The organism is Listeria sp. ILCC796 (genome assembly GCF_900186175.1).
In the GTDB taxonomy this organism is placed as follows: domain Bacteria; phylum Bacillota; class Bacilli; order Lactobacillales; family Listeriaceae; genus Listeria; species Listeria goaensis.
Window position 1 is genome coordinate 331,941 of sequence record NZ_FYBV01000002.1, and the last position, 18,529, is coordinate 350,469.

The following is an 18,529-nucleotide window of genomic DNA, read 5'->3' on the forward strand; positions in this document are numbered from 1 at the left end:
AATTCCGCAACATAATTGTGAACAAATTGTGTCTGAAAATAAAATAAACCGCTTTATTTATTGCGATTTATACAAATAAATGTTACTTTTGAACATTTTGTGTCTAAAAAAAGGGGATTTTCATTCGTTTTCTCTTGTTCAAATTGACTATAACGGTTATATTTATTATTGTATAATCGTATACTATATATAAAATCAATTTTCTGGAGGAATGTATGGAATTTATTTCAGAAGGCTCCACTTCCAAGCCAATGAAAGAACTACTTGATTATTTGCACCAAAATACCAGTCTATCCGATAGTCACATTCGAAAACTTCATATAAAAAGGAATCAAATTATCACCTCAAGCCAAAGTGATCAAGAGCACACGATTTATCTTATTCAAAAGGGTCTCGCTTTTTTTGAAGTCTTTTATCAAGATAAACCGCATGTGACTACTTTTTATTCTGATTGGACATTGTTTCATGCTAAACCCATCTTAAAAAATTTATTCACGTTCGAAGTTAAGTTACCTTACCGAGTTCGAGCCGCTACAGAAATGACAGTATATGAGATTAATCGTGATTTCTTAGTTGATCACCTTTACGTTCAGCCTAAATTTTTCCACTTTTTAGCCGAATTAGGTTTAGCTGCTCTTTCTTTTTCAACATTTATGACAGCTGTCAATAAATTACCTCCTGTTGAAACGCTAGCGATTAACTTGCAAATTTTAGCCACTTATATTGGCGAGAAGCAAGGCAACGCCTCTCACCTCCCTGCAGCAATTTCCCAGTCTGTCTTAGCTTCTTTGTGCAACTGCGCTCAATCAAGCATTTCAGGACACCTTAATTTTTTCGTAAAAGAGGGTATTTTAGAATCTAGCTCTAAACCATTTATTATTAAAGATATTGAAGGCTTGGCAAGTTATTATGACCCGTCTATTGCTATTTCTTCTATGTAATTAAAAAAAGTCCGAAATAAATCTTTTCGGACTTAATAGGAAAATAGAGACCAAAATGGTCTCTATTTTTTAAAACCCATCATAAAATCGGGGTTTCACATTTGGAATTGCTGCTTCAAAAATCGCAAGCACCTTATCACTCGCCGTCATTTTTCCGTAATAGGCAAGTTCTTTCGGGCGCATAAAGCCAAACATCATTTGGCTAAACGTTCCTATATCTGTTTGTAAAAGCAAATCGTTTGGTGCACTTTCGACCCGCCGAATTTTGTCACCTATCTCAAAAATGCCATGATTGAAGTCAGCGACATCATTTTGGATTTCCACATAGACTTTTTCTGCCGTTTGAAATGAAATTGCGTTTAAAAACGCCTCCACCTCAACAATGCGCGCCATCCAATTGAATTCCGTTTCCATCTTAAGACCCGTCACATTTGGTAGCGCTAGTGCCACTTCAGCTGGCGTCCCAAAATGCGTCGCCTGGACGGTTTCAAACATCGAATCATGGCTCGAAATAAATGCCCACAGCTCACATTCCGCAGCGAAATCAAGCGCAACCAGTTCATGCACAAGCATTTCTGATCCTTTGAATCCGTATAGAAGGTAGCCTCGCGGTTCATTTTGCTCATCTCGAAATAAGGCCACTTCATTCGTATAGCCGCGCCGACTAAGTCTGCCCCACCAGTCGTCACCGCGAACCAGCATGCCGTGGTGATTTGTCGCATACGTTTCATAGACCGCCCGCACATCGCTAAAGTCAGGCTGGTTGGCACTTGTCCGCACAATCTCGCCGCGACCACTCGAACGCCGCTTCAGATTTTTCAGCTTTAGGCTCACGCTAACCTCATTTGCCACAAGGTCAAACCCAAATTTTTGATAAAAAGGAATGTCGAAAGGGTGTAAATAAGAGACAAGCTGACCTAATTCCTTCATCTCGTTTAGCGACGCTGTCATGAGTGCCCGAATAAAACCACTGCGTCTATTTTCTGGAAATGTAGCTACATAAGCCACACCGCCCATTTTTATTTTCTGACCTAAAAACGATACGTCTAGTGGATACGTCATCACTTGTGCGCTTAGTTTTCCGTCTGAAAAGGCCCCTAACCTAGTTGCCCGCTCCATCCAAAATAAAAAGTCTTCCTCCCCACCGCCGCCTGGTGTGCGAAAAGCATAATCTCGCAATCGTTTAATTTGGTGGATTTCTTCTTCCGCAATTTTTCTTATTTCCAAATTAAATCCCTCCTGTCCCCTTTAGTGTATCATGTTCCTATTTAGAATTCTTCTTAAAAGCTACTAATTTTTTGTAAGCTAAGAACTTGCTATTTTGTGTGGTTTTCAGCTAAACTGTATAAGTATTATTAAAAATTTGGAGGAATCAATCTTATGTCAAACGTATTATTTATTAAAGCGAATGGATTACCTGCAGAGCGTTCTGTCAGCGTGACGCTTTATGAAACATTTTTGGATGCGTATAAAAAAAGTCATCCCGGAGACCAAGTTACTGAACTGAATTTATTTGAAGTAGACCTGCCTTACTACGATGGTGTGATGATGAGTGGGCTACATAAAGAAGCTGCCGGCGAGCCTTTAACAGAAGACGAAAAACGCCTTTCTGATATTGCAAACGGCTACTTAAACCAATTTTTAAAAGCTGATAAAGTCGTTATGGCTTTCCCTCTTTGGAATTTCAGTATTCCCGCGCAATTTTTAACTTACCTGTTTTATTTAAACCAAGCTGGTAAGACGTTTAAATATACGCCAGAAGGTCCTGTTGGTTTAGTAACTGATAAAAAAGTTGCTTTGCTTAATGCACGTGGTGGCATTTATTCTGACGGTCCACTAGAAAGTTATGAAATGTCCTTAAACTACGTCAAAAACATTTTAAGCCACTTCGGTGTTACGGAAACGGAAATGGTTGTTGTTGAAGGACACAACGCTCGTCCTGATCAAGCAAAAGATTTAATCCAAGCTGGTCGTGATGAAGCTATTAAGCTTGCTGAACAATTTTAAAAAATAGAAAGTGAACCGCCCCCCAAAAGTTAGATTTGGGGGGCGGTTCACTTTTTAAGACGCTAATCGGTAACACCGGAAGATTCCTGTCTTTCTCACAATTTTAACCACGCTAGTCTTATTTTAAACAGAAAAGAGTTGTTCGTGTTTTTATGTATGTCAATATTTATTATTGCCAGTATAAGTAATGCCACGTATGCTGTCCTACTGATCCGTCAACAGCTAAATTTCTGTCCCAATATTTTTTCACATAACTTTGAAACACTTTCACTGCTTGCGTTGTTTTCGAGCCAAAGTAGCCATCTACATTAAGTTTATGGTTATTGTAGTAACTGTAGGAATGCGTGTTAAACAGCCATGCATTATAGTTATTTTGAATAACTTTTACGGCTTTTTTATAGTACCTGCTGTCTTTGCTTTGATTAAAGTACGATGCACCTAAATCTCGCTTAATATTCCCAGAACATCCTGCTGCTTCAACTACTTTAGGCGAGTCAATAATCGTAATCCCCACGTAACTAAATGATAGAATACCAATGAAACTAATTGCCATCCATATTTTCTTCATTTTCCTACCTCCTTTTTTAATTCTTATTCATTGTATCATTTAATGCCTTTTCAAAATTTGTATTTTTTGTCATAACTTAATGTATATGGCCTTTAATAATGTCCATATTCCACAATTTGATTCACTTATGCTAAATCGCTTTCCTTTTACAACCAAATAAACAGCTCTCGGATTAGTACCGAGAGCTGTTTTTATAACGTCTGCTTTTTATTTTGACCACTCATTCATGCCGCCACTTACATTGGTCACTTGGAAGCCTTGGCTGTCTAAAAATTCAGTTGCTCTTTGAGAGCGTCCACCTGCATAGCAAATGACTGCGTATACTTTTTCTTTGGAAAGCGTGTTTACGTTTTCTTCCAATTCGGAAATGGGGATATTCGTTGCACCTTCTATGTGTCGCGCACTAAAATCATCTGCATCGCGTACGTCTAGTATTTCATAAACATCTAGTTTTCCTTCTAATTCACTTGTTGTGATTGATAAAAACATCTTTATTCCACCTCAACTTTTTTTATTTCCCGGGAAATAAGTTACCTTCATCATAACGAAAAATTCTCCTAACATTCAAGAAGACTGCTCAAAAGAAATTTTAACTAAAAAATAAGGTGTGACTTTATTTTTTAAGCACAGAAAAACCGAATGACTTATCATTCGGTTTTTCTGACTATTACACTGCTTGCGAACCTGTAAATTGGCTATTGTATAGGTCGGCGTAAAAGCCGTTTTCGCTAAGGAGTTGTTGGTGTGTACCTTGTTCGATAACATCACCGTGGTTCATGACAAGAATTAAGTCGGCGTCGCGGATAGTGGATAAACGGTGGGCGATGACAAAACTTGTTCGGCCTTCCATTAAGTTCCCCATTGCGAGCTGAATGTTTAGCTCGGTTCTTGTGTCAACGCTAGACGTTGCTTCGTCTAGAATTAAAATGCTTGGGTCGGATAAAATCGCGCGGGCAATCGTTAGTAGTTGTTTTTGCCCTTGTGAAATATTGGTCCCCTCTTCATTTAAAACTGTGTCGTAACCGTCTGGCAAGCGGCGAATGAAATCGTCTGCATACGCCGCTTTGGCAGCTCCGACTACTTCATCAATCGTGGCACCTTCCCGACCATAAGCGATGTTTTCAGCGATGGTTCCGCTAAAGAGCCATGTGTCTTGCAGCACCATTCCAAATTTCGCGCGGACTTCGTCTTTCGTCATGTCGCGCGTGTCTACGCCGTCGATGCGAATCGCGCCGTTATCTACATCGTAAAAACGCATGAGCAGGTTGATAATCGTTGTTTTACCTGCACCAGTTGGGCCAACAATTGCTACCATTTGCCCTTTGCTTACGTTAATTTTCAGGTCCTGCATGAGCGGTTTATCAGGCGAATACCCAAACTCTACATGGTCGAAAACAATCTTACCATTTTCTTCGTTAATCGTAGGAACAGTTTCCGGAATCATGTCTTGTTCTTCTTCTTCGTCCATAATTTCAAAAACACGTTCCGCAGAAGCAATGGTTGATTGAATGACGTTCGCGATGTTTGCTACGCTAGAAATGGGTTGTGAGAACAGTTGCACGTATTGCGTGAAGGCTTGAATATCACCGACTTGCAAGGTGCCGTTCGTCACAAAAATCCCACCGCCAACACAGACGGCTACGTAACCTAAGTTACCTACAAATTGCATCATCGGCATCATGATACCCGAAATAAATTGGGCTTTTTTAGCCGCTTTGTAGTAGTCTTCGTTGACTTCATCAAATTTGACGAGCGTTTTTTTCTCTTGACCAAACGCCTTCACAATCGTTTGACCGCCGTAAGTTTCCTCGACCGTATCATTTAGAATCCCTAAATTGCGCTGTTGCGCCGCGAAGAATGCCTGCGACTTGCTCGCGATGATACCTACAATAATGATACTTAGCGGTACAGTCGCCACAACAATTAGGGTCATCTGCCAACTAATGGTTAGCATCATAATGAGTACGCCGACAATTTGAACAATCGCCGTTATGGCCTGCGTCAAGGATTGTTGGAGCGTATTCGCGATGTTGTCCATATCGTTGACAGCGCGACTTAAAATATCCCCGTTAGAACGGGTATCGTAATATTTGAGCGGCATACGTGCCATTTTTTCCTTTAAATCGCGACGCATATCATATACGGTACGTTGCGCGACACTTGACATCACGTATTGCTGAACAAAGCTGAAGACTGAACTTCCGACATAAAGGAGGAACACGAAGAATAGAATGTTGAAAATTTTATCGTCATTAATGCCAGCTGGGCTCATGACGCCTTTGAAAATTTCAGTTGTTGCTTTCCCTAATTCTTTCGGGCTAAAAATATTAAAAATGGTGGAGAGAATCGCAAAGATAAAGACGACTGAAATCGCTACTGTTCGGGGCTTCATATAGCCAAGCAAACGGAATAATGTATTTTTAAAGTCTTTTGGTTTCGATTTCACACCCATTGCTCCGCCGTGAGAGCCTCCACCTGGACCTGGTCCTGGACTCATGCTATCTCCTCCTCTGAAAGTTGTGAACGCATGATTTCGCGGTAAATCTCATTGGATTCTTTTAGCTCATTATGCGTACCAATTCCGGCAACTTTACCTTCATTTAAAACGATGATTTGATCTGCATCAACAACAGATGTAATGCGCTGCGCCACAATAATCATAATGGCATCTTCTACTTCTTCTTTTAACGCACTGCGCAACTTCGCATCTGTTTTAAAATCGAGTGCGGAGAAACTGTCGTCGAAAATGTAGATTTCTGGCTTCCGGATGAGCGCTCTCGCAATTGCAAGCCGTTGCTTTTGCCCGCCGGAGAAATTGTTTCCGCCTTGCTCAACGCGCGAATGAAGACCTTTTCGTAATTTGGAGACAAAGTCTTTCGCTTGGGCGATTTCGAGAGCCTTCCACATTTCTTCTTCCGTGGCGTCTTCTTTTCCGTAGCGGAGATTTGATTCGATGTCGCCCGTGAAAAGAACCGCTTTTTGTGGCACAAGCCCAATTTTTTCGCGCAATTCTTCTTGCGACATATCGCGCACATTGACGCCGTTCATTAGGATGCTGCCGTTTTCGGTGTCATAGAAGCGGGGAACCATATTAATTAATGTGGATTTCCCAGCGCCTGTACTCCCAATTATGGCAATCGTCTCACCCGCTTTAGCCTTAAAGCTAATGTCTGCAATAACTGGTTTTTCTGCGCCTTCATAACGGAAAGATGCGTTTTGGAATTCAAGCGTTGCGCGTCCGTCAGCCGCTTTTGGTGCAGCAGGGTCTAAAATTTCTGCGCTCATATCGAGCACTTCGTTGATACGTTCTGCGGAAGCACCAGCACGCGGAATGAAAATGAAGACAGCAGAAAGCATCATAAAGCTCATCATAATTTGCATGGCATATTGAATGAAAGCCATCAAGTCGCCGACCATCATGTTACCGTCACTAATGAAGTGAGCCCCAAGCCAAATGATGGCGATGGACGTTAAATTCATAATGAGCATCATGAGCGGGCTCATAAGCGACAGCAGGCGGTTTACGCCAATTGCCGTTATGGCATAATCATTATTCGCTTCTTCAAATTTATTTAATTCATCTTGATTGCGGTTAAAAGCGCGAATAACGCGGATACCTGTTAGACCTTCACGGATAACTTGATTTAATTTATCCATTTTCTTTTGCAGTTTTTTAAACATCGGCATTGCTTTACCGCCTAGTAACACGACAAGTAATAGCAAGATTGGCAGAACGACCACAAAAATTAACGATAGTTTTGCATCGCGTCCAACCGCCATAATAATCCCGCCGATAAGCATAATCGGCGCCATAACCATCATTCTAAGCATCATATAAAGTACATTTTGAATTTGGACAACATCATTTGTCGTTCTCGTAATAAGCGATGATGTCCCCACTTTGTTAAATTCCTGCAAAGAGAAATTTTCAACTTGTGTAAAGATTTTATCCCGTAAATCACGTCCAAAGCCCATGGAAATACGTGATGCGATATACACGATAATAACCGATAAAACAACTGCTCCAGCCGAAAGTAAGAGCATTAGCCCACCGGTTTTCCAAATATAGGGCTTATCGCCCGTCACAACACCTTTATCAATGATGTTTGACATGAGTGTAGGCAAATAAAGCTGCCCAATAACTTGGATAAAAGTTAAAACTAATACAACGATAATCCCCCATGAATAGGGCTTCAGTCGCTTAAAAAGTTTTATCATTTGGCACTGCGCCTCCTTCTTGTTTCGCCTTCTCGTTCAAATAATCCGTTAATTTTTCAAGTAGCATAATGAGTGTGCGCATATCCTCTTCCCCGAGAAAATCGCGCATATCTTCGAAGTTTTTATGAAAAGATTGAATCATTTTTTCTGTCAGCGCTTTTCCTTTTTCAGTAAAGTTCAAATAAGCAGCGCGTTTGTCGGTCGGATTTTGAGTGCGGATAATGAGCCCTTTCTTTTCAAGCGCATTAATTTGCTGGGTCACACTTGGTTTCGAAATGCGCAGTCGCTTGCCAAGTTCAGAAACGCGCACGCCAAGCTCTGAATCACTCATTTTAATCCCGTGAAAAAGAACAAACATAAAACGCGTTTCAGCTTTCGTGTAGCCTTCCATGTGGAAACTCGACATTTCAGCTCGCTTAAAATTCATGAACGCTTTAATGACTGACTGCCCCAAATCTTCATCAGACGGGTACATGTATGCCCCTCCTTTTAATTAGTTTACCTAACTAATTATATCTAGTTTGAATTAAAAGTCAACTAAAAAAGGCGAAGTCCTAAAAAAGCCTATACTTTTAAGGTTGAATCCCTTATAATGTTCCTTGTTGTACACGTACTTTTTTATTATTCACATTTGCCCGGAAAAACAAACATCAAAAGGGGGTTTTCACATGGCAGATCATACAAATATCGCAAAAATGAGTCTTTTTACATTGGCGTGGCCTATTTTTATTGAACAATTTTTACGCATCATGATAAATTATGTTGACGTTTTCATGCTAGGGCATTACTCAGATGAGGCTGTTGCCGCAACCGGTGTCGCCAGCCAAATTCTCGTAATTTCCATTATTATGTACGGCTTTATCAGTGTCGGTGTGCAAATTTTAGTTGCCCAAATGATTGGCGCCGAACGCCATAAAATGATTGAACGCGTCATAACTAACGGCCTAATTGTCGCTTTTATTATCGGAATTATTATGAGTATTATCTTTTTATTTGCAAGCGATACATTCCTTAGACTTGTCGGTTTAGATGAAGAACTTATTCGTGTTGGCTCACCTTTTCTTGAAATTATTGGCGGCAGCTCTATTGTCATCGCAATTCATTCGTCCATTTTACCGATTATCCGTGTCCACGGTTACGTGAGGCAAGCAATGCTTGTCCCCATCACAATTAGTGTCATTAATGTTGTCGGGAACTATGTATTCCTTTACGGACCACTTGCTTACTTAGACTTAGGTGTCGCCGGAGTTGGGATCGCTACAGCCATCGCCAATTTCATCGGTATGATTATGGCTATTTTCATGCTCAAAAAATATATCGGCTACACGTTTACTTTTGGGAAGCTAAAGCATTATTCCAAAAAACTTCTTTATTCGATATTAAAACTAGGTCTTCCTTCAGCTGGCGAAAATATGTCTTACGCTGGCTCGCAGCTGGTCATAACAGCAATTATCGCCATTCTAGGCACCGAAGCCCTTACAACCAAGGTGTACGCCTCTAGCGTCAGTCAATTCGTTGCGCTTTTTGCAATAGCGATTGGTCAAGCTTCACAAATTTTAATTGGCCGCGCAGTTGGCGCAAAGGAAGTTGAAAAGGCGTATCAGCAAGGTATAAAAAGTTGGAAAATCGGCGTAGTTATCGCGCTCGTCGTCAGTATTTTACTTTACCTTTTCGCCGAACCAATTATGAGCCTCTTTACGTCCAATGAACTCGTGATTGCTATGACGAAAAATTTATTCTTGCTTTCTATTGCGCTTGAGCTTTTCCGAGCAACCAACATCATTATTATTAGCAGTTTAAATTCAACTGGCGACGTTAAATTTCCATTTATTGTTGGCATCATCGTCATGTGGATTGTCAGCTTGCCGTTTTCATACGTGCTTGGCATTACAGCAGGACTTGGACTAGTCGGCGTTTGGATCGCCTATATTATTGACGAAGGCATTCGTTCCTTCCTGATGTTCAGGCGCTGGCGCAGTAAAGTATGGACGCTTAAATCTGTTATCTAAACTTACAAAACTGTCATTCCAAAACTTAAAATTGTCACTTCATTCGATGGTTATCATTTTCTCCTTTCTTTATAATAAAGTTATCAGTTAAAGGAGGGTGTTCAAAATTGAATAACCATAGAATTGTCAATGCGCTTAGTTATTTCAGTATTTTATTTGCACCAATATTAGTCCCTTTATTCATTTGGGTTTTTGGAGAGGCTCGCGATGTTAAACATCATTCAAAAGTCGCCCTGTTCACACATATATTGCCTACAATTGGCGTATTTCTAACATTTTGCATTCTTTCACTCGTTGCCGTCAGCACGGACAGTTCACATACAGTAGGTTTTGTTGCCTTTGGGGTTGTGGTTACCTTGGTTATTTTAACAGCCACTTTGTTCCTGTTTAACATCATTCAAGGTGTGCGCATGCTAGTTGGTCGAGAAGAAGATGCTTTTCTCACGGAATAAAAAAACGCTTGTTTGATTCACTGAAACGTTCAAGGTGAATCAAGCAGGTGCTTTTTATTTTAAACAAAAAGTTCACACTTATTTTATGATATACTGTTAACGGAAGGAGTGTTCAAATTGCGTTTTATCATCGCCTATTTAACGGTATTTATTTTAGGGATTTTGGCTGTTCTTGGAATTGAGGCGCTCCTATTTGACGCGCTTACAACGGCCGATATTTTTTCAGCGATTCTCTTTGCCGCCCCACTCGTTTTAGTGGGCAGTACAATAGCTGAAATTTTTTACGGTTTTAGCCAAAAAGTGAGTTTAGGGTGGTTTGCTCTTTACGGCTTTATTTACGGTTTAGTTGCCGCTGTTGTTATTTTGGGAATTATGCAACTTGCTGGGGCGATTGTGCTTGTTGGTATTTCTTTACTTGGCGGAATTATTAGCGCGGTACTTGGCGTTATTTTCTTTGTTTTTCGAGGTGGAAAAGCTCTAAGTGGGCGTGCATCTGGAAAACGGTCTGACGGGTAGCAAACGGTAAGTTGTGTCGCCAGAGTTTAGCATTAGCAAAGCGAGGGGGGCATAGCTTCATACCTAGTCGATAAATGAGTAATAAGAAAGAGGGTAGCATTTTTTTAGCTGTCCTCTTTGAGTGAAATGATCAATCAACATTAATTTAATCCCATTATGCTACAACCCTATAAGCTCAATGTATTAGCTATTATATCTTCAAATTTATTTATACTCTATTTCAGATTCCATTGTAGGGTACTTTTCGTTAAATTTATGAGGCATTTCTTTTAATGAATTTGCTTCCACTGGAATAGGATTTTCTAATTCTGGCCAATATTCACTCTAGCGATTCAACTAATCCAGTTATAGTATCCCAAAAAGCAGCCCAATTTGTAAATAGCTACCCAAGATTTTTTCTTCATCTACTGGAATTATTTGAAAATACTACACTCTGTTGCAAAAAAAACACAAAATATTTAGTTTAGCATTTCCCATGTGATTCTTTTTGCATTATCGACAGGATTATTTAACTCTATGCGTTTATCAAAATCATCGTCCCAAATAAAGAATTCACTTAATCCAGCATACGGAGGATACAAAGAATGATTTAATTCCTCAAGCAACTTGACATCCGGATTATCTTTGTCCAGTTCTGCCAATAATTCCTCAAGTATTGTAAGTTGGGGATTATTTGTTGAATCTCTGTATCATTTTACAACACAGTATATGGCTTTTAAGGATTCATTAAAACCTATCATTATTCACTTATATTTTCTGGCAATACTTATTAATACTAGAAAAGTATTTTCTAAAAATACAGTTAGTTTTTTTAACTATTGACAACTTGATTAGTGAGTTCACGCTTACTAATCAAGGCTTTACTATCCGACTCCAATCAGATAGTAAAGCGCCTTTTTATTTTACTAATTTAATTATTCAATGCTTCTTTGGCATATGAAATATCCATCTCCAAATCTAAATTCGGAAATTTTTTCTGCAGTTTTTCTAATGTATCAATAAGATCTTCACTTTGTAAATTTTCTGATATATCTTCAAATACTTCGCTTATCCATTTTAATTGACTTTCAGAACAATTATTCAGATATTCAATCGTCGTTTTCTCATCTTCCGAAAATATTTGTGTCAGTTCATCCCATATTTCATTAATTCTTGGGTCATCCGGTAATAATTCTTTTCTTTCATTTATTAAATTCTCTATTTTTTCAAAAGCAATCATTTTTAGCCCTCTCCTTCTTTTACGTTTGTTTAGAGTTATCAGGTAAGTTCTTATTCTGTGGAAGATTATTTATGTGATTACCAGCATCACGAATTTTAGAATCATTCCACGCTTTAGGAAACCATGACTGACCATTTCCTATTCTTAGATATTCTTTAGCAATATTAAAATCTATATTATTCTCTTTCAAATAATCCATATTACTTTGTCCATGACCACCATTAATCAACCTATTATTAGTATTGAAATCCCCTAAATTAACATGCTTTAATGTTGAATCAGGTACATTATTTTTTATATTAGTCACATCAGCTTTCTCATACGTCATACTCCCCCGAATCGCCGTCGTACTTAAGCCCAACCCCATCACCACGTCCATCAGGCCACTTTCATCCAGCGTGCCTTTCACCGATTCCACATACGCTGATGCCCGAAGCGTGCCGTCCATATAATAGGTGCCGGTTTTCCACGATTCCATGTTACTTGATTCCTAAGGTAATGTTCCTGCCCACTTAACAAACCGTCTCTCATACCAAGCAACACACTGATTTTATACTTTTAAAAACAGTTAAAAAGATATGAGTACGCTACTCTCTCTACAAAGTTAGTTTTCTCATATCTTTTTCGGTAGTGCGACTTCTATACAGTGAATACAGCTAGCTTTTGTTAGCTATCGGCAACTTGATTAGTGAGTTACAGCTTACTAGTCAAGGCTTTACTATTCGACTCCAATCAGATAGTAAAGTGCCTTTTTTATTTTATTAAATTCCAAAGTTTATCATTTAATGCACTGATGGACTGATTGATTTCTATTCTTTTTGAGTTATCATTATCCCAAACATAAAAATCAGTTAATCCTCCTTGAGGAGGATAAATATTCTTCGACATATCTTTTAATAGTTCTTTTTTTTTCGAACTCTTCATATCTGAATCTAAAATTTCACTTATATCTTTTAACTTCTGAATTTGATATTTGATTTTTCCATTATCATATTTTATTAAAAGCGGTAATAATTGTTGTACTACAATTTTAATCTCAAGTTCAGTTTCCAAATAACTCACCCTATCCTACTTTAATGGTTGCTTCCCTAAAATATTTACTTTGTCTAAAAGCCATGGCTCTTGAATAAATACTTGATTATTATTTAAGCCTCCTTGATAGATTCCCTACTGGTCCTTTGTAAATTGCTGTACCAGCTGGTATCTCAACCTTATAAACTGTATCTATCGTGGATGTTCCCGTTAATGCCCCATTTTTATCTAACCATTGAGGTTTTACTGCCGAATTGATTCGAACATCTGCTACTGAACTAGGTGGTGTTTCTGTGAACCACTTTCCTAAGGGACTTGTCGAATCTCCACCTCTATAGTAGACTTTCGGTTCTTTTAAAACCTCCATATCATATCTGCCGCCATAAAAATTCTTATTTGGTTGTCCTCTAACTTCATTCAATGGTCCTGGATTGTCATATCCATGATATTTATAAGTATATAAATCATCGTATTTTGAAGTTACATCAGCCCCACTGGCTTTCTCATACGTCATACTCCCCCGAATCGCCGCAGTACTCAAGCCTAGCCCCATCACCACGTCCATCAGGCCACTTTCAGCCAGCGTACCTTTCACCGATTCCACATACGTTGATGCCCGAAGCGTGCCACCAACCATACCTGTGTATTGCGTGCCGTCCATATAATAGGTGCCGGTTTTCCACGATTCAGTGATTTTTTGTTTAACTCCTCATTCGTGATAATTTGGTAATCACTTGGGTCTAAGTACTTTCCTTTCCAGCAGACCCAAATTGTAAGAGTGCTACTCCAGCGTAATTTGCTAGTTTATGCGGACTGGAAAAGGGGAATTTAAAAGGAAGTGGAAAAAATAGATAAAACTGAGTTTTCTAATCTGTAACACACTATAAAGAAAGTCAATAGACCGCTAGGCTCTCCTAACGTCGCTATTGACTTTCTTTATTGGGCATGTCTGTTTGTTGGTGCCCGAGGAACTCACTAAATAGCTAGACTTTGATTTGTTCCTCGAGACTTTTCAGCATAACATGACCAACGTTTGCTTTAACATTTGAATTTGTTCTTTCATTTTTCTGATGAAGGAGAAAAATTACCTATAACCTACTTCCAAAAATTTTCACAGTAGCACCATTTGCTAGTGCTACTTCATTTAAAATAAGTAGGGGGAATTTTTTATTTTCGTTGCTAAGGCTTTGGTGGCATCATCTTCATACTTGAAACTCCTATTGATAATATTTCTTATTTTAGCTACTTGTTTTAACAATAAATTTAAAAGTAAAAAAGAAACGATTTAATTGAACTTGTTTCCTTCCAGAAATTACAGTTAGCTATTGATAACTCAATTAGCGAGTGTATTGCTTACTATTCAAGACTCAACCACCTGATTACCCGTCTTGTGATTGAGTGTCTTTTTATTTTTTATATTACAGAATCTCTATTTAAATCAAAAATATCTATTTCATTTTTTTCAAATAAATCCTCTAACTCCTCTGCACTGTTATTTCTTACAAATTCAAACTCTTTATCTGAAATTGGAACCAACATTAACCATGTTATATGCACATTTTCTGTATCAATATATCCCAACTCGTCCCATAAAAATGGATTTGTGAAAAGGACATGTTTCATAGAAGTTTCTTCATAATATTCGCTAATAATATTAGGGTATATTGTTCCAGGTTTACAAGAAAATTGGTCATTTATAATATTAAATGCACAGCTACTTAATACATTTCCAAATTTTTCATATGTTGATTCACACCCTCCAACAAATTCTACTCGTATTTCTTTATTTGGGGATTTTAAACCAATTCCATAATTTGAAAGTCCAATTGTTGAATAGGTAGTAATTTCTTCATAAGGTCTATCAGTACCAATAAATATATCAATAGCCGAATTTTCATTTCTATCTCTATACTCTACTACTTTAGGATTACCTCCAACAGCTTGCAAAATTCTTTGTGCAACGAGTTTATCATTATTCATTTATTTTTACTCTCCTTATGGTCCAAAATATTTGTTTGTAACGTCTTCCCCAGCATGTCCTCTGTTAGAGCTAGGCAACTCAGGTCTATAATGAGAGGGGTCATTATGTTCGTCAAGAAATTGTTTCCTGGGAATTTCTCTGTCTGCCGCACTTTGTTGATGCTTTTTAAACTCATACCCTGGTTTATGTCCCATATCCCATGGCTCCTCAACATGTAATGGTTGTTGTGTTAATGGATCTCTTACAATTCCATCACTACTTTTAGCATTATTCCATACTTCATCTCTTACACCTTTTCTATACCCTGATGGTCTTTTATAGGCTTTCTTTTCAGCTTCAGTTAATATCCTAGGAGTAACTTCATCAATTTTTGAAGTAGTCCCACCTGCTCCCTCATACGTCATACTCCCCCGAATCGCCGCCGTACTCAAGCCTAGCCCCATTACCACGTCCATCAGGCCACTTTCAGCCAGCGTACCTTTCACCGATTCCACATACGCGGATGCCCGAAGCGTGCCACCAGCCATACCGGTGTATTGCGTGCCGTCCATATAATAGGTGCCGGTTTTCCACGATTCAGTGATTTTTTTGTTTAAATCCTCATTCGTGATAATTTGGTAGTCACTTGGGTCTAAATACTTTCCTGCCTTGTCTAAGTATTTCTTCAGTTTCGGGTCATTCACACCCACTCCGTTTTGTTCAAGCAGCCACATCACTTGCGGCTTTCCCTCCGCATCGTAGTACACCACTGCCAAAACTTGATAGGCTTTCAGCGCTTCGACCAGTTTTGGGTCTACGCCGCGAACGGTATTAAGCCGCTGTTTCAAGGCATCCATCGACTGGGTATAGCCTTTCGGATATGTATAGGTGCCGGTTTGGGCGTTAAATTCGACTTCCTGCAAGAGTTGTCGCATCGTTCTTTGTGCTGTCATCACAAGCGCTAAAAGTTCTTGGAAAAAGTGGGTATGACTTTGCTCAAATTGCAAATAATTTTCCAGAATTTTTTCTTCTTCCACCGCTTCAACAAGGTCTAGCCGTAATTGTTGGACGCGTCCTTCTTGGGAAGGCCCCGTCTGTGAGGAAAGGGAATGTTGTAACTTTTCTTGTTTTTGGCGAATACGTTGAGCTTTCTCTACAGCTACACCTAACAACTCCGCATTGACTTTGGCCGTCTTCGAGTCATCCACTTGAGCACTAAAATCATTCAAATAGCGTTCCAGAAGTGCTTCACTCGTATCTAAAATTTCAAGCAAACTCCCACCTACCGTCTGATAGGTTTCGCGAAAATAATACTGGGAAGCTTGAATCGCTTGCCCGTCTAAGAAATAATCCGCCGAATAACGAAAGGCGCTTGCTTGTACCGCTTGAATACGGGCACGCATGGTGGCATTGGCCTTTTGTAAGGCTTCTTGAAAGGCACGTACTTCGGCAATACTAATCCGGCTCATGATGACAACGCCTTTCGAAGCTCGGCTTGTTGCGCCTCTAGCTCTCGTAAGGTCTGATAAGGTTCCCCGCCGCTTGCCTCCCGTAAGTCGCTGGCATGGGTCCGCAGTTCGCTTTCGCTAATTTGAATTTTAATCATGTTCATCACCTCTTGGTTGTTTTATAAATGCATCCATTTTCATTATAACACGTGGAAGTTATAATTTAGCAAATTGCATTCAAACTCAAAGAAACGAGACTGGGACATAAATGAAAAATAAGAAAAAATCCAGTAAAATCCATTTTCAAAAATGGCATAATTACTGGATTTTTTGCTTGTCTATTTTCCTTTTTTATGGAACAAAGTCTAACTATGTCCCAAACTCGTTTTCTCGCTTCTTTTAATTCTTCGAGCCACTAAGCGCAATTCCTTCAATAAATTGTTTCTGGAATATTAAGAACGCGATGATGAGTGGAATAATCGCTAGGAATGAACCCGCCATGATGAGTGGATAATTCGTTGCATACTGCCCACTTAATGAAGCAAGTCCGGCGGAAAGCGTCATTTTATCGGTAGATGTGTTGACAATTAATGGCCAAAGTAGCGAATTCCAGCCATATAATAGCGCGAAAATTGCCAAGGACACTAAGGCAGAGCGCGAAAGCGGCAAAATAATGCTAAAGAAAACCCTGATGCGCGAGCAGCCATCAATAATGGCCGCCTCCTCAATTTCTTTTGGAATCGTCATGAAGAACTGCCGGAGTAAAAACGTTCCAAAGGCTGAAAACAATCCGGGAATAAATAGCGCCGGAATGGTGTTGAGTAAGTTCATGTTTTGGATAATCAAATATTGTGGAATAAGGAAAATTTGAGCAGGTACCATTAAAACCGACAAGATTAAAATAAATAGCGCATTTTTAAAAGGGAAATTAATTCGCGCGAAGGCGTAGGCGGCCATGGCACAAAGGAAAACTTGGCCGATTGTAATGACTGCGGTCGAAACGAATGTATTTAAATAGAACTTCCCGAACGGAAAAATGACAAAGATGTCTTTATAATTGTGCCATTGCCATTCACTTGGGAAAATGGTCGGCGGAATGGCAATGGATTCTGCCGTCGTCTTTAGTGATGTCATAATCATCCAGAAAAAGGGGAAAACCATCATAAAGGCTCCGAGAATCAACAATAGATGGACAAGCCATTTTTTGGAATAGCGATTTTTAAGCACGTTTTCCACTCCTTTACTGGTAATGAACCCATTTTTTTTGTAGGCCAAAGTTAACTACGGTAATCACTAGCGTTAACATGAGTAGCACGACTGTAATTGCGGCACCATAACCTTTGTCATTCAAAATAAAGGCATTTTTGTAGAAAAGGTAGGCGAGTGATTGCACGTCTTGAAGTGCTGGATTTGTTTGGCTGTACATTAGGAAAATTAAATCATACACCTGAAGGGCTGAAATGAGAGATGTAATTAAATTGAAAAACATCGTTGGTGTTAAAAGCGGCAGTGTAATTTTGAAAAATTTGCGTATTGGTCCTGCCCCGTCCATTTCAGCGGCTTCATAAAATGTTGTTGGCACGCCTTGTAAGCCTGCTAAGTAAATCACGATGGATGTGCCGAGCGAACTCCAAACGCCAACAATGATGAGCGCTATCATCGCGGTATTCGAATCCGTTAGCCAAGCTGGGCCATCTATGCCAAATAGGCCTAGGAATTGGTTGATAATCCCGTATTGTGAATTGAACATCCACTTCCATATCATCGCGACGGCGGACGTCATGGTCACGGCAGGTAAGAAATAGATCATCCGGTAGGCCGTGACGCCTTTAATTTTATTGTTGAGTAGCGTCGCAATGAAAATGGAAATCGCCATTGCAATTGGTACTGTGAAAATTGCATACGTTAGCGTATTCTTTAGCGCTTTCAACACTTCTGGGTCGGTAATCATTTTTTTATAATTGGCAAGGCCAGTAAAATTGTAGCCGCCAAACATGCCCCACTCCGTAAAGGAATAAAATACGCTTTGAACCATTGGTATCAAGTAAAAAATGAGTAGCCCCAAAAAAAGCGGACCAACAAAAAATAAGGCAGATAGCATATCTCTTTTCTTATATTTTTTCACAGAAAGTGTTTGTTTTGCCATGCTTATCAGTCCT

At 39.3% G+C, this 18,529-nt stretch carries 21 protein-coding genes; 5 read left to right on the forward strand and 16 right to left on the reverse strand.

Translation table 11 applies throughout. The features are described 5' to 3' along the window. The first annotated feature begins 215 nt into the window (after positions 1-215). The gene (locus CFS04_RS04315) at positions 216-941 is read left to right on the forward strand and encodes a Crp/Fnr family transcriptional regulator (RefSeq protein ID WP_088809381.1); all 726 of its coding nucleotides are present in this window, start codon (positions 216-218) and stop codon (positions 939-941) included. A gap of 69 nt (positions 942-1,010) precedes the next feature. Here CFS04_RS04315 and eis read toward each other — a convergent pair whose 3' ends face one another. Beyond that, positions 1,011-2,168, reverse strand: coding sequence for an enhanced intracellular survival protein Eis (gene eis / locus CFS04_RS04320; RefSeq protein ID WP_088809382.1), 1,158 nt, complete (start codon positions 2,166-2,168; stop codon positions 1,011-1,013). A gap of 153 nt (positions 2,169-2,321) precedes the next feature. On the opposite strand from eis, the gene CFS04_RS04325 reads away from it, so the two are divergent. After that, positions 2,322-2,948, forward strand: a complete 627-nt coding sequence (locus CFS04_RS04325) for an FMN-dependent NADH-azoreductase (RefSeq protein WP_088809383.1) — start codon at positions 2,322-2,324, stop codon at positions 2,946-2,948. A gap of 169 nt (positions 2,949-3,117) precedes the next feature. On the opposite strand, the gene CFS04_RS04330 is transcribed toward CFS04_RS04325, so the two are convergent. The 5 genes from CFS04_RS04330 to CFS04_RS04350 form a co-directional block, all read right to left on the reverse strand. Beyond that, the gene (locus tag CFS04_RS04330) at positions 3,118-3,516 is read right to left on the reverse strand and encodes a peptidoglycan-binding protein (RefSeq protein WP_088809384.1); all 399 of its coding nucleotides are present in this window, start codon (positions 3,514-3,516) and stop codon (positions 3,118-3,120) included. A gap of 207 nt (positions 3,517-3,723) precedes the next feature. Next, complete coding sequence (locus CFS04_RS04335; protein ID WP_088809385.1) at positions 3,724-4,005, reverse strand: rhodanese-like domain-containing protein; 282 nt, start codon at positions 4,003-4,005, stop codon at positions 3,724-3,726. Positions 4,006-4,183: 178 nt separating this feature from the next. Next, positions 4,184-6,013 (reverse strand): ABC transporter ATP-binding protein, encoded by a 1,830-nt coding sequence (locus CFS04_RS04340; RefSeq protein WP_088809386.1) that lies wholly within the window; start codon positions 6,011-6,013, stop codon positions 4,184-4,186. Next, entirely contained in the window at positions 6,010-7,734 is a 1,725-nt protein-coding gene (locus tag CFS04_RS04345; protein ID WP_088809387.1) for an ABC transporter ATP-binding protein, read from the reverse strand. The genes CFS04_RS04340 and CFS04_RS04345 overlap by 4 nt, the downstream gene beginning before the upstream one ends. Next, positions 7,718-8,209, reverse strand: a complete 492-nt coding sequence (locus CFS04_RS04350; protein WP_088809388.1) for a MarR family winged helix-turn-helix transcriptional regulator — start codon at positions 8,207-8,209, stop codon at positions 7,718-7,720. The genes CFS04_RS04345 and CFS04_RS04350 overlap by 17 nt, the downstream gene beginning before the upstream one ends. A 193-nt stretch (positions 8,210-8,402) precedes the next feature. Here CFS04_RS04350 and CFS04_RS04355 point away from each other — a divergent pair, with 193 nt between their 5' ends. The 3 genes from CFS04_RS04355 (at position 8,403) to CFS04_RS04365 (ending at position 10,711) form a co-directional block, all read left to right on the forward strand. Beyond that, complete coding sequence (locus CFS04_RS04355; RefSeq protein ID WP_088809389.1) at positions 8,403-9,743, forward strand: MATE family efflux transporter; 1,341 nt, start codon at positions 8,403-8,405, stop codon at positions 9,741-9,743. A 107-nt stretch (positions 9,744-9,850) separates the two neighbouring features. Continuing rightward, positions 9,851-10,195, forward strand: a complete 345-nt coding sequence (locus CFS04_RS04360; RefSeq protein ID WP_088809390.1) for a DUF4870 domain-containing protein — start codon at positions 9,851-9,853, stop codon at positions 10,193-10,195. A 117-nt stretch (positions 10,196-10,312) separates the two neighbouring features. Beyond that, complete coding sequence (locus CFS04_RS04365; RefSeq protein WP_088809391.1) at positions 10,313-10,711, forward strand: hypothetical protein; 399 nt, start codon at positions 10,313-10,315, stop codon at positions 10,709-10,711. 458 nt (positions 10,712-11,169) lie between these two features. Here the strand turns inward: CFS04_RS04365 and CFS04_RS04375 are convergent, their stop codons facing one another. The 10 genes from CFS04_RS04375 to CFS04_RS04415 all read right to left on the reverse strand — a co-directional run bounded on the left by CFS04_RS04375 (position 11,170) and on the right by CFS04_RS04415 (position 18,516). After that, positions 11,170-11,352 carry a hypothetical protein gene (locus tag CFS04_RS04375; protein WP_179946376.1) on the reverse strand — a complete coding sequence of 61 codons (183 nt, stop codon included), beginning with the start codon at positions 11,350-11,352 and terminating at the stop codon, positions 11,170-11,172. Between the two features lie 269 nt (positions 11,353-11,621). Next, on the reverse strand, positions 11,622-11,930 hold the full coding sequence (locus CFS04_RS04380) for a hypothetical protein (RefSeq protein WP_088809392.1): 309 nt from the start codon (positions 11,928-11,930) through the stop codon (positions 11,622-11,624). A gap of 19 nt (positions 11,931-11,949) precedes the next feature. Next, positions 11,950-12,408 carry an EndoU domain-containing protein gene (locus CFS04_RS04385; protein ID WP_088809393.1) on the reverse strand — a complete coding sequence of 153 codons (459 nt, stop codon included), beginning with the start codon at positions 12,406-12,408 and terminating at the stop codon, positions 11,950-11,952. 275 nt (positions 12,409-12,683) lie between these two features. Then, on the reverse strand, positions 12,684-12,983 hold the full coding sequence (locus CFS04_RS04390; RefSeq protein WP_088809394.1) for a hypothetical protein: 300 nt from the start codon (positions 12,981-12,983) through the stop codon (positions 12,684-12,686). Positions 12,984-13,071: 88 nt separating this feature from the next. Further along, complete coding sequence (locus CFS04_RS04395) at positions 13,072-13,623, reverse strand: hypothetical protein (RefSeq protein ID WP_088809395.1); 552 nt, start codon at positions 13,621-13,623, stop codon at positions 13,072-13,074. A 752-nt stretch (positions 13,624-14,375) separates the two neighbouring features. Further along, entirely contained in the window at positions 14,376-14,942 is a 567-nt protein-coding gene (locus tag CFS04_RS04400; protein ID WP_088809396.1) for a suppressor of fused domain protein, read from the reverse strand. A gap of 15 nt (positions 14,943-14,957) precedes the next feature. Beyond that, positions 14,958-16,391 (reverse strand): GH-E family nuclease, encoded by a 1,434-nt coding sequence (locus CFS04_RS13150; protein ID WP_304441939.1) that lies wholly within the window; start codon positions 16,389-16,391, stop codon positions 14,958-14,960. Then, positions 16,388-16,528: a hypothetical protein gene (locus CFS04_RS12950; protein ID WP_159457913.1), complete on the reverse strand. Its 141-nt coding sequence runs from the start codon at positions 16,526-16,528 to the stop codon at positions 16,388-16,390. The genes CFS04_RS13150 and CFS04_RS12950 overlap by 4 nt, the downstream gene beginning before the upstream one ends. Before the next feature lie 241 nt (positions 16,529-16,769). Beyond that, on the reverse strand, positions 16,770-17,597 hold the full coding sequence (locus tag CFS04_RS04410) for a carbohydrate ABC transporter permease (protein WP_088809397.1): 828 nt from the start codon (positions 17,595-17,597) through the stop codon (positions 16,770-16,772). 13 nt (positions 17,598-17,610) lie between these two features. Continuing rightward, the gene (locus CFS04_RS04415) at positions 17,611-18,516 is read right to left on the reverse strand and encodes a carbohydrate ABC transporter permease (protein ID WP_088809398.1); all 906 of its coding nucleotides are present in this window, start codon (positions 18,514-18,516) and stop codon (positions 17,611-17,613) included. Positions 18,517-18,529: the final 13 nt, after the last annotated feature.

Coding starts and splice junctions, on each gene's coding strand:
- CFS04_RS04340 (WP_088809386.1), bottom strand. CDS start 6,013: ATGAGTCCAGGACCAGGTCCAGGTGGAGGCTCTCACGGCGGAGCAATG.
- CFS04_RS04380 (WP_088809392.1), bottom strand. CDS start 11,930: ATGATTGCTTTTGAAAAAATAGAGAATTTAATAAATGAAAGAAAAGAA.
- CFS04_RS04385 (WP_088809393.1), bottom strand. CDS start 12,408: ATGGAATCGTGGAAAACCGGCACCTATTATATGGACGGCACGCTTCGG.
- CFS04_RS04355 (WP_088809389.1), top strand. CDS start 8,403: ATGGCAGATCATACAAATATCGCAAAAATGAGTCTTTTTACATTGGCG.
- CFS04_RS04345 (WP_088809387.1), bottom strand. CDS start 7,734: ATGATAAAACTTTTTAAGCGACTGAAGCCCTATTCATGGGGGATTATC.
- CFS04_RS04315 (WP_088809381.1), top strand. CDS start 216: ATGGAATTTATTTCAGAAGGCTCCACTTCCAAGCCAATGAAAGAACTA.
- CFS04_RS04335 (WP_088809385.1), bottom strand. CDS start 4,005: ATGTTTTTATCAATCACAACAAGTGAATTAGAAGGAAAACTAGATGTT.
- CFS04_RS04350 (WP_088809388.1), bottom strand. CDS start 8,209: ATGTACCCGTCTGATGAAGATTTGGGGCAGTCAGTCATTAAAGCGTTC.
- CFS04_RS04325 (WP_088809383.1), top strand. CDS start 2,322: ATGTCAAACGTATTATTTATTAAAGCGAATGGATTACCTGCAGAGCGT.
- CFS04_RS04400 (WP_088809396.1), bottom strand. CDS start 14,942: ATGAATAATGATAAACTCGTTGCACAAAGAATTTTGCAAGCTGTTGGA.
- CFS04_RS04415 (WP_088809398.1), bottom strand. CDS start 18,516: ATGGCAAAACAAACACTTTCTGTGAAAAAATATAAGAAAAGAGATATG.
- CFS04_RS04395 (WP_088809395.1), bottom strand. CDS start 13,623: ATGGACGGCACGCAATACACAGGTATGGTTGGTGGCACGCTTCGGGCA.
- CFS04_RS13150 (WP_304441939.1), bottom strand. CDS start 16,391: ATGAGCCGGATTAGTATTGCCGAAGTACGTGCCTTTCAAGAAGCCTTA.
- CFS04_RS04330 (WP_088809384.1), bottom strand. CDS start 3,516: ATGAAGAAAATATGGATGGCAATTAGTTTCATTGGTATTCTATCATTT.
- CFS04_RS12950 (WP_159457913.1), bottom strand. CDS start 16,528: ATGATTAAAATTCAAATTAGCGAAAGCGAACTGCGGACCCATGCCAGC.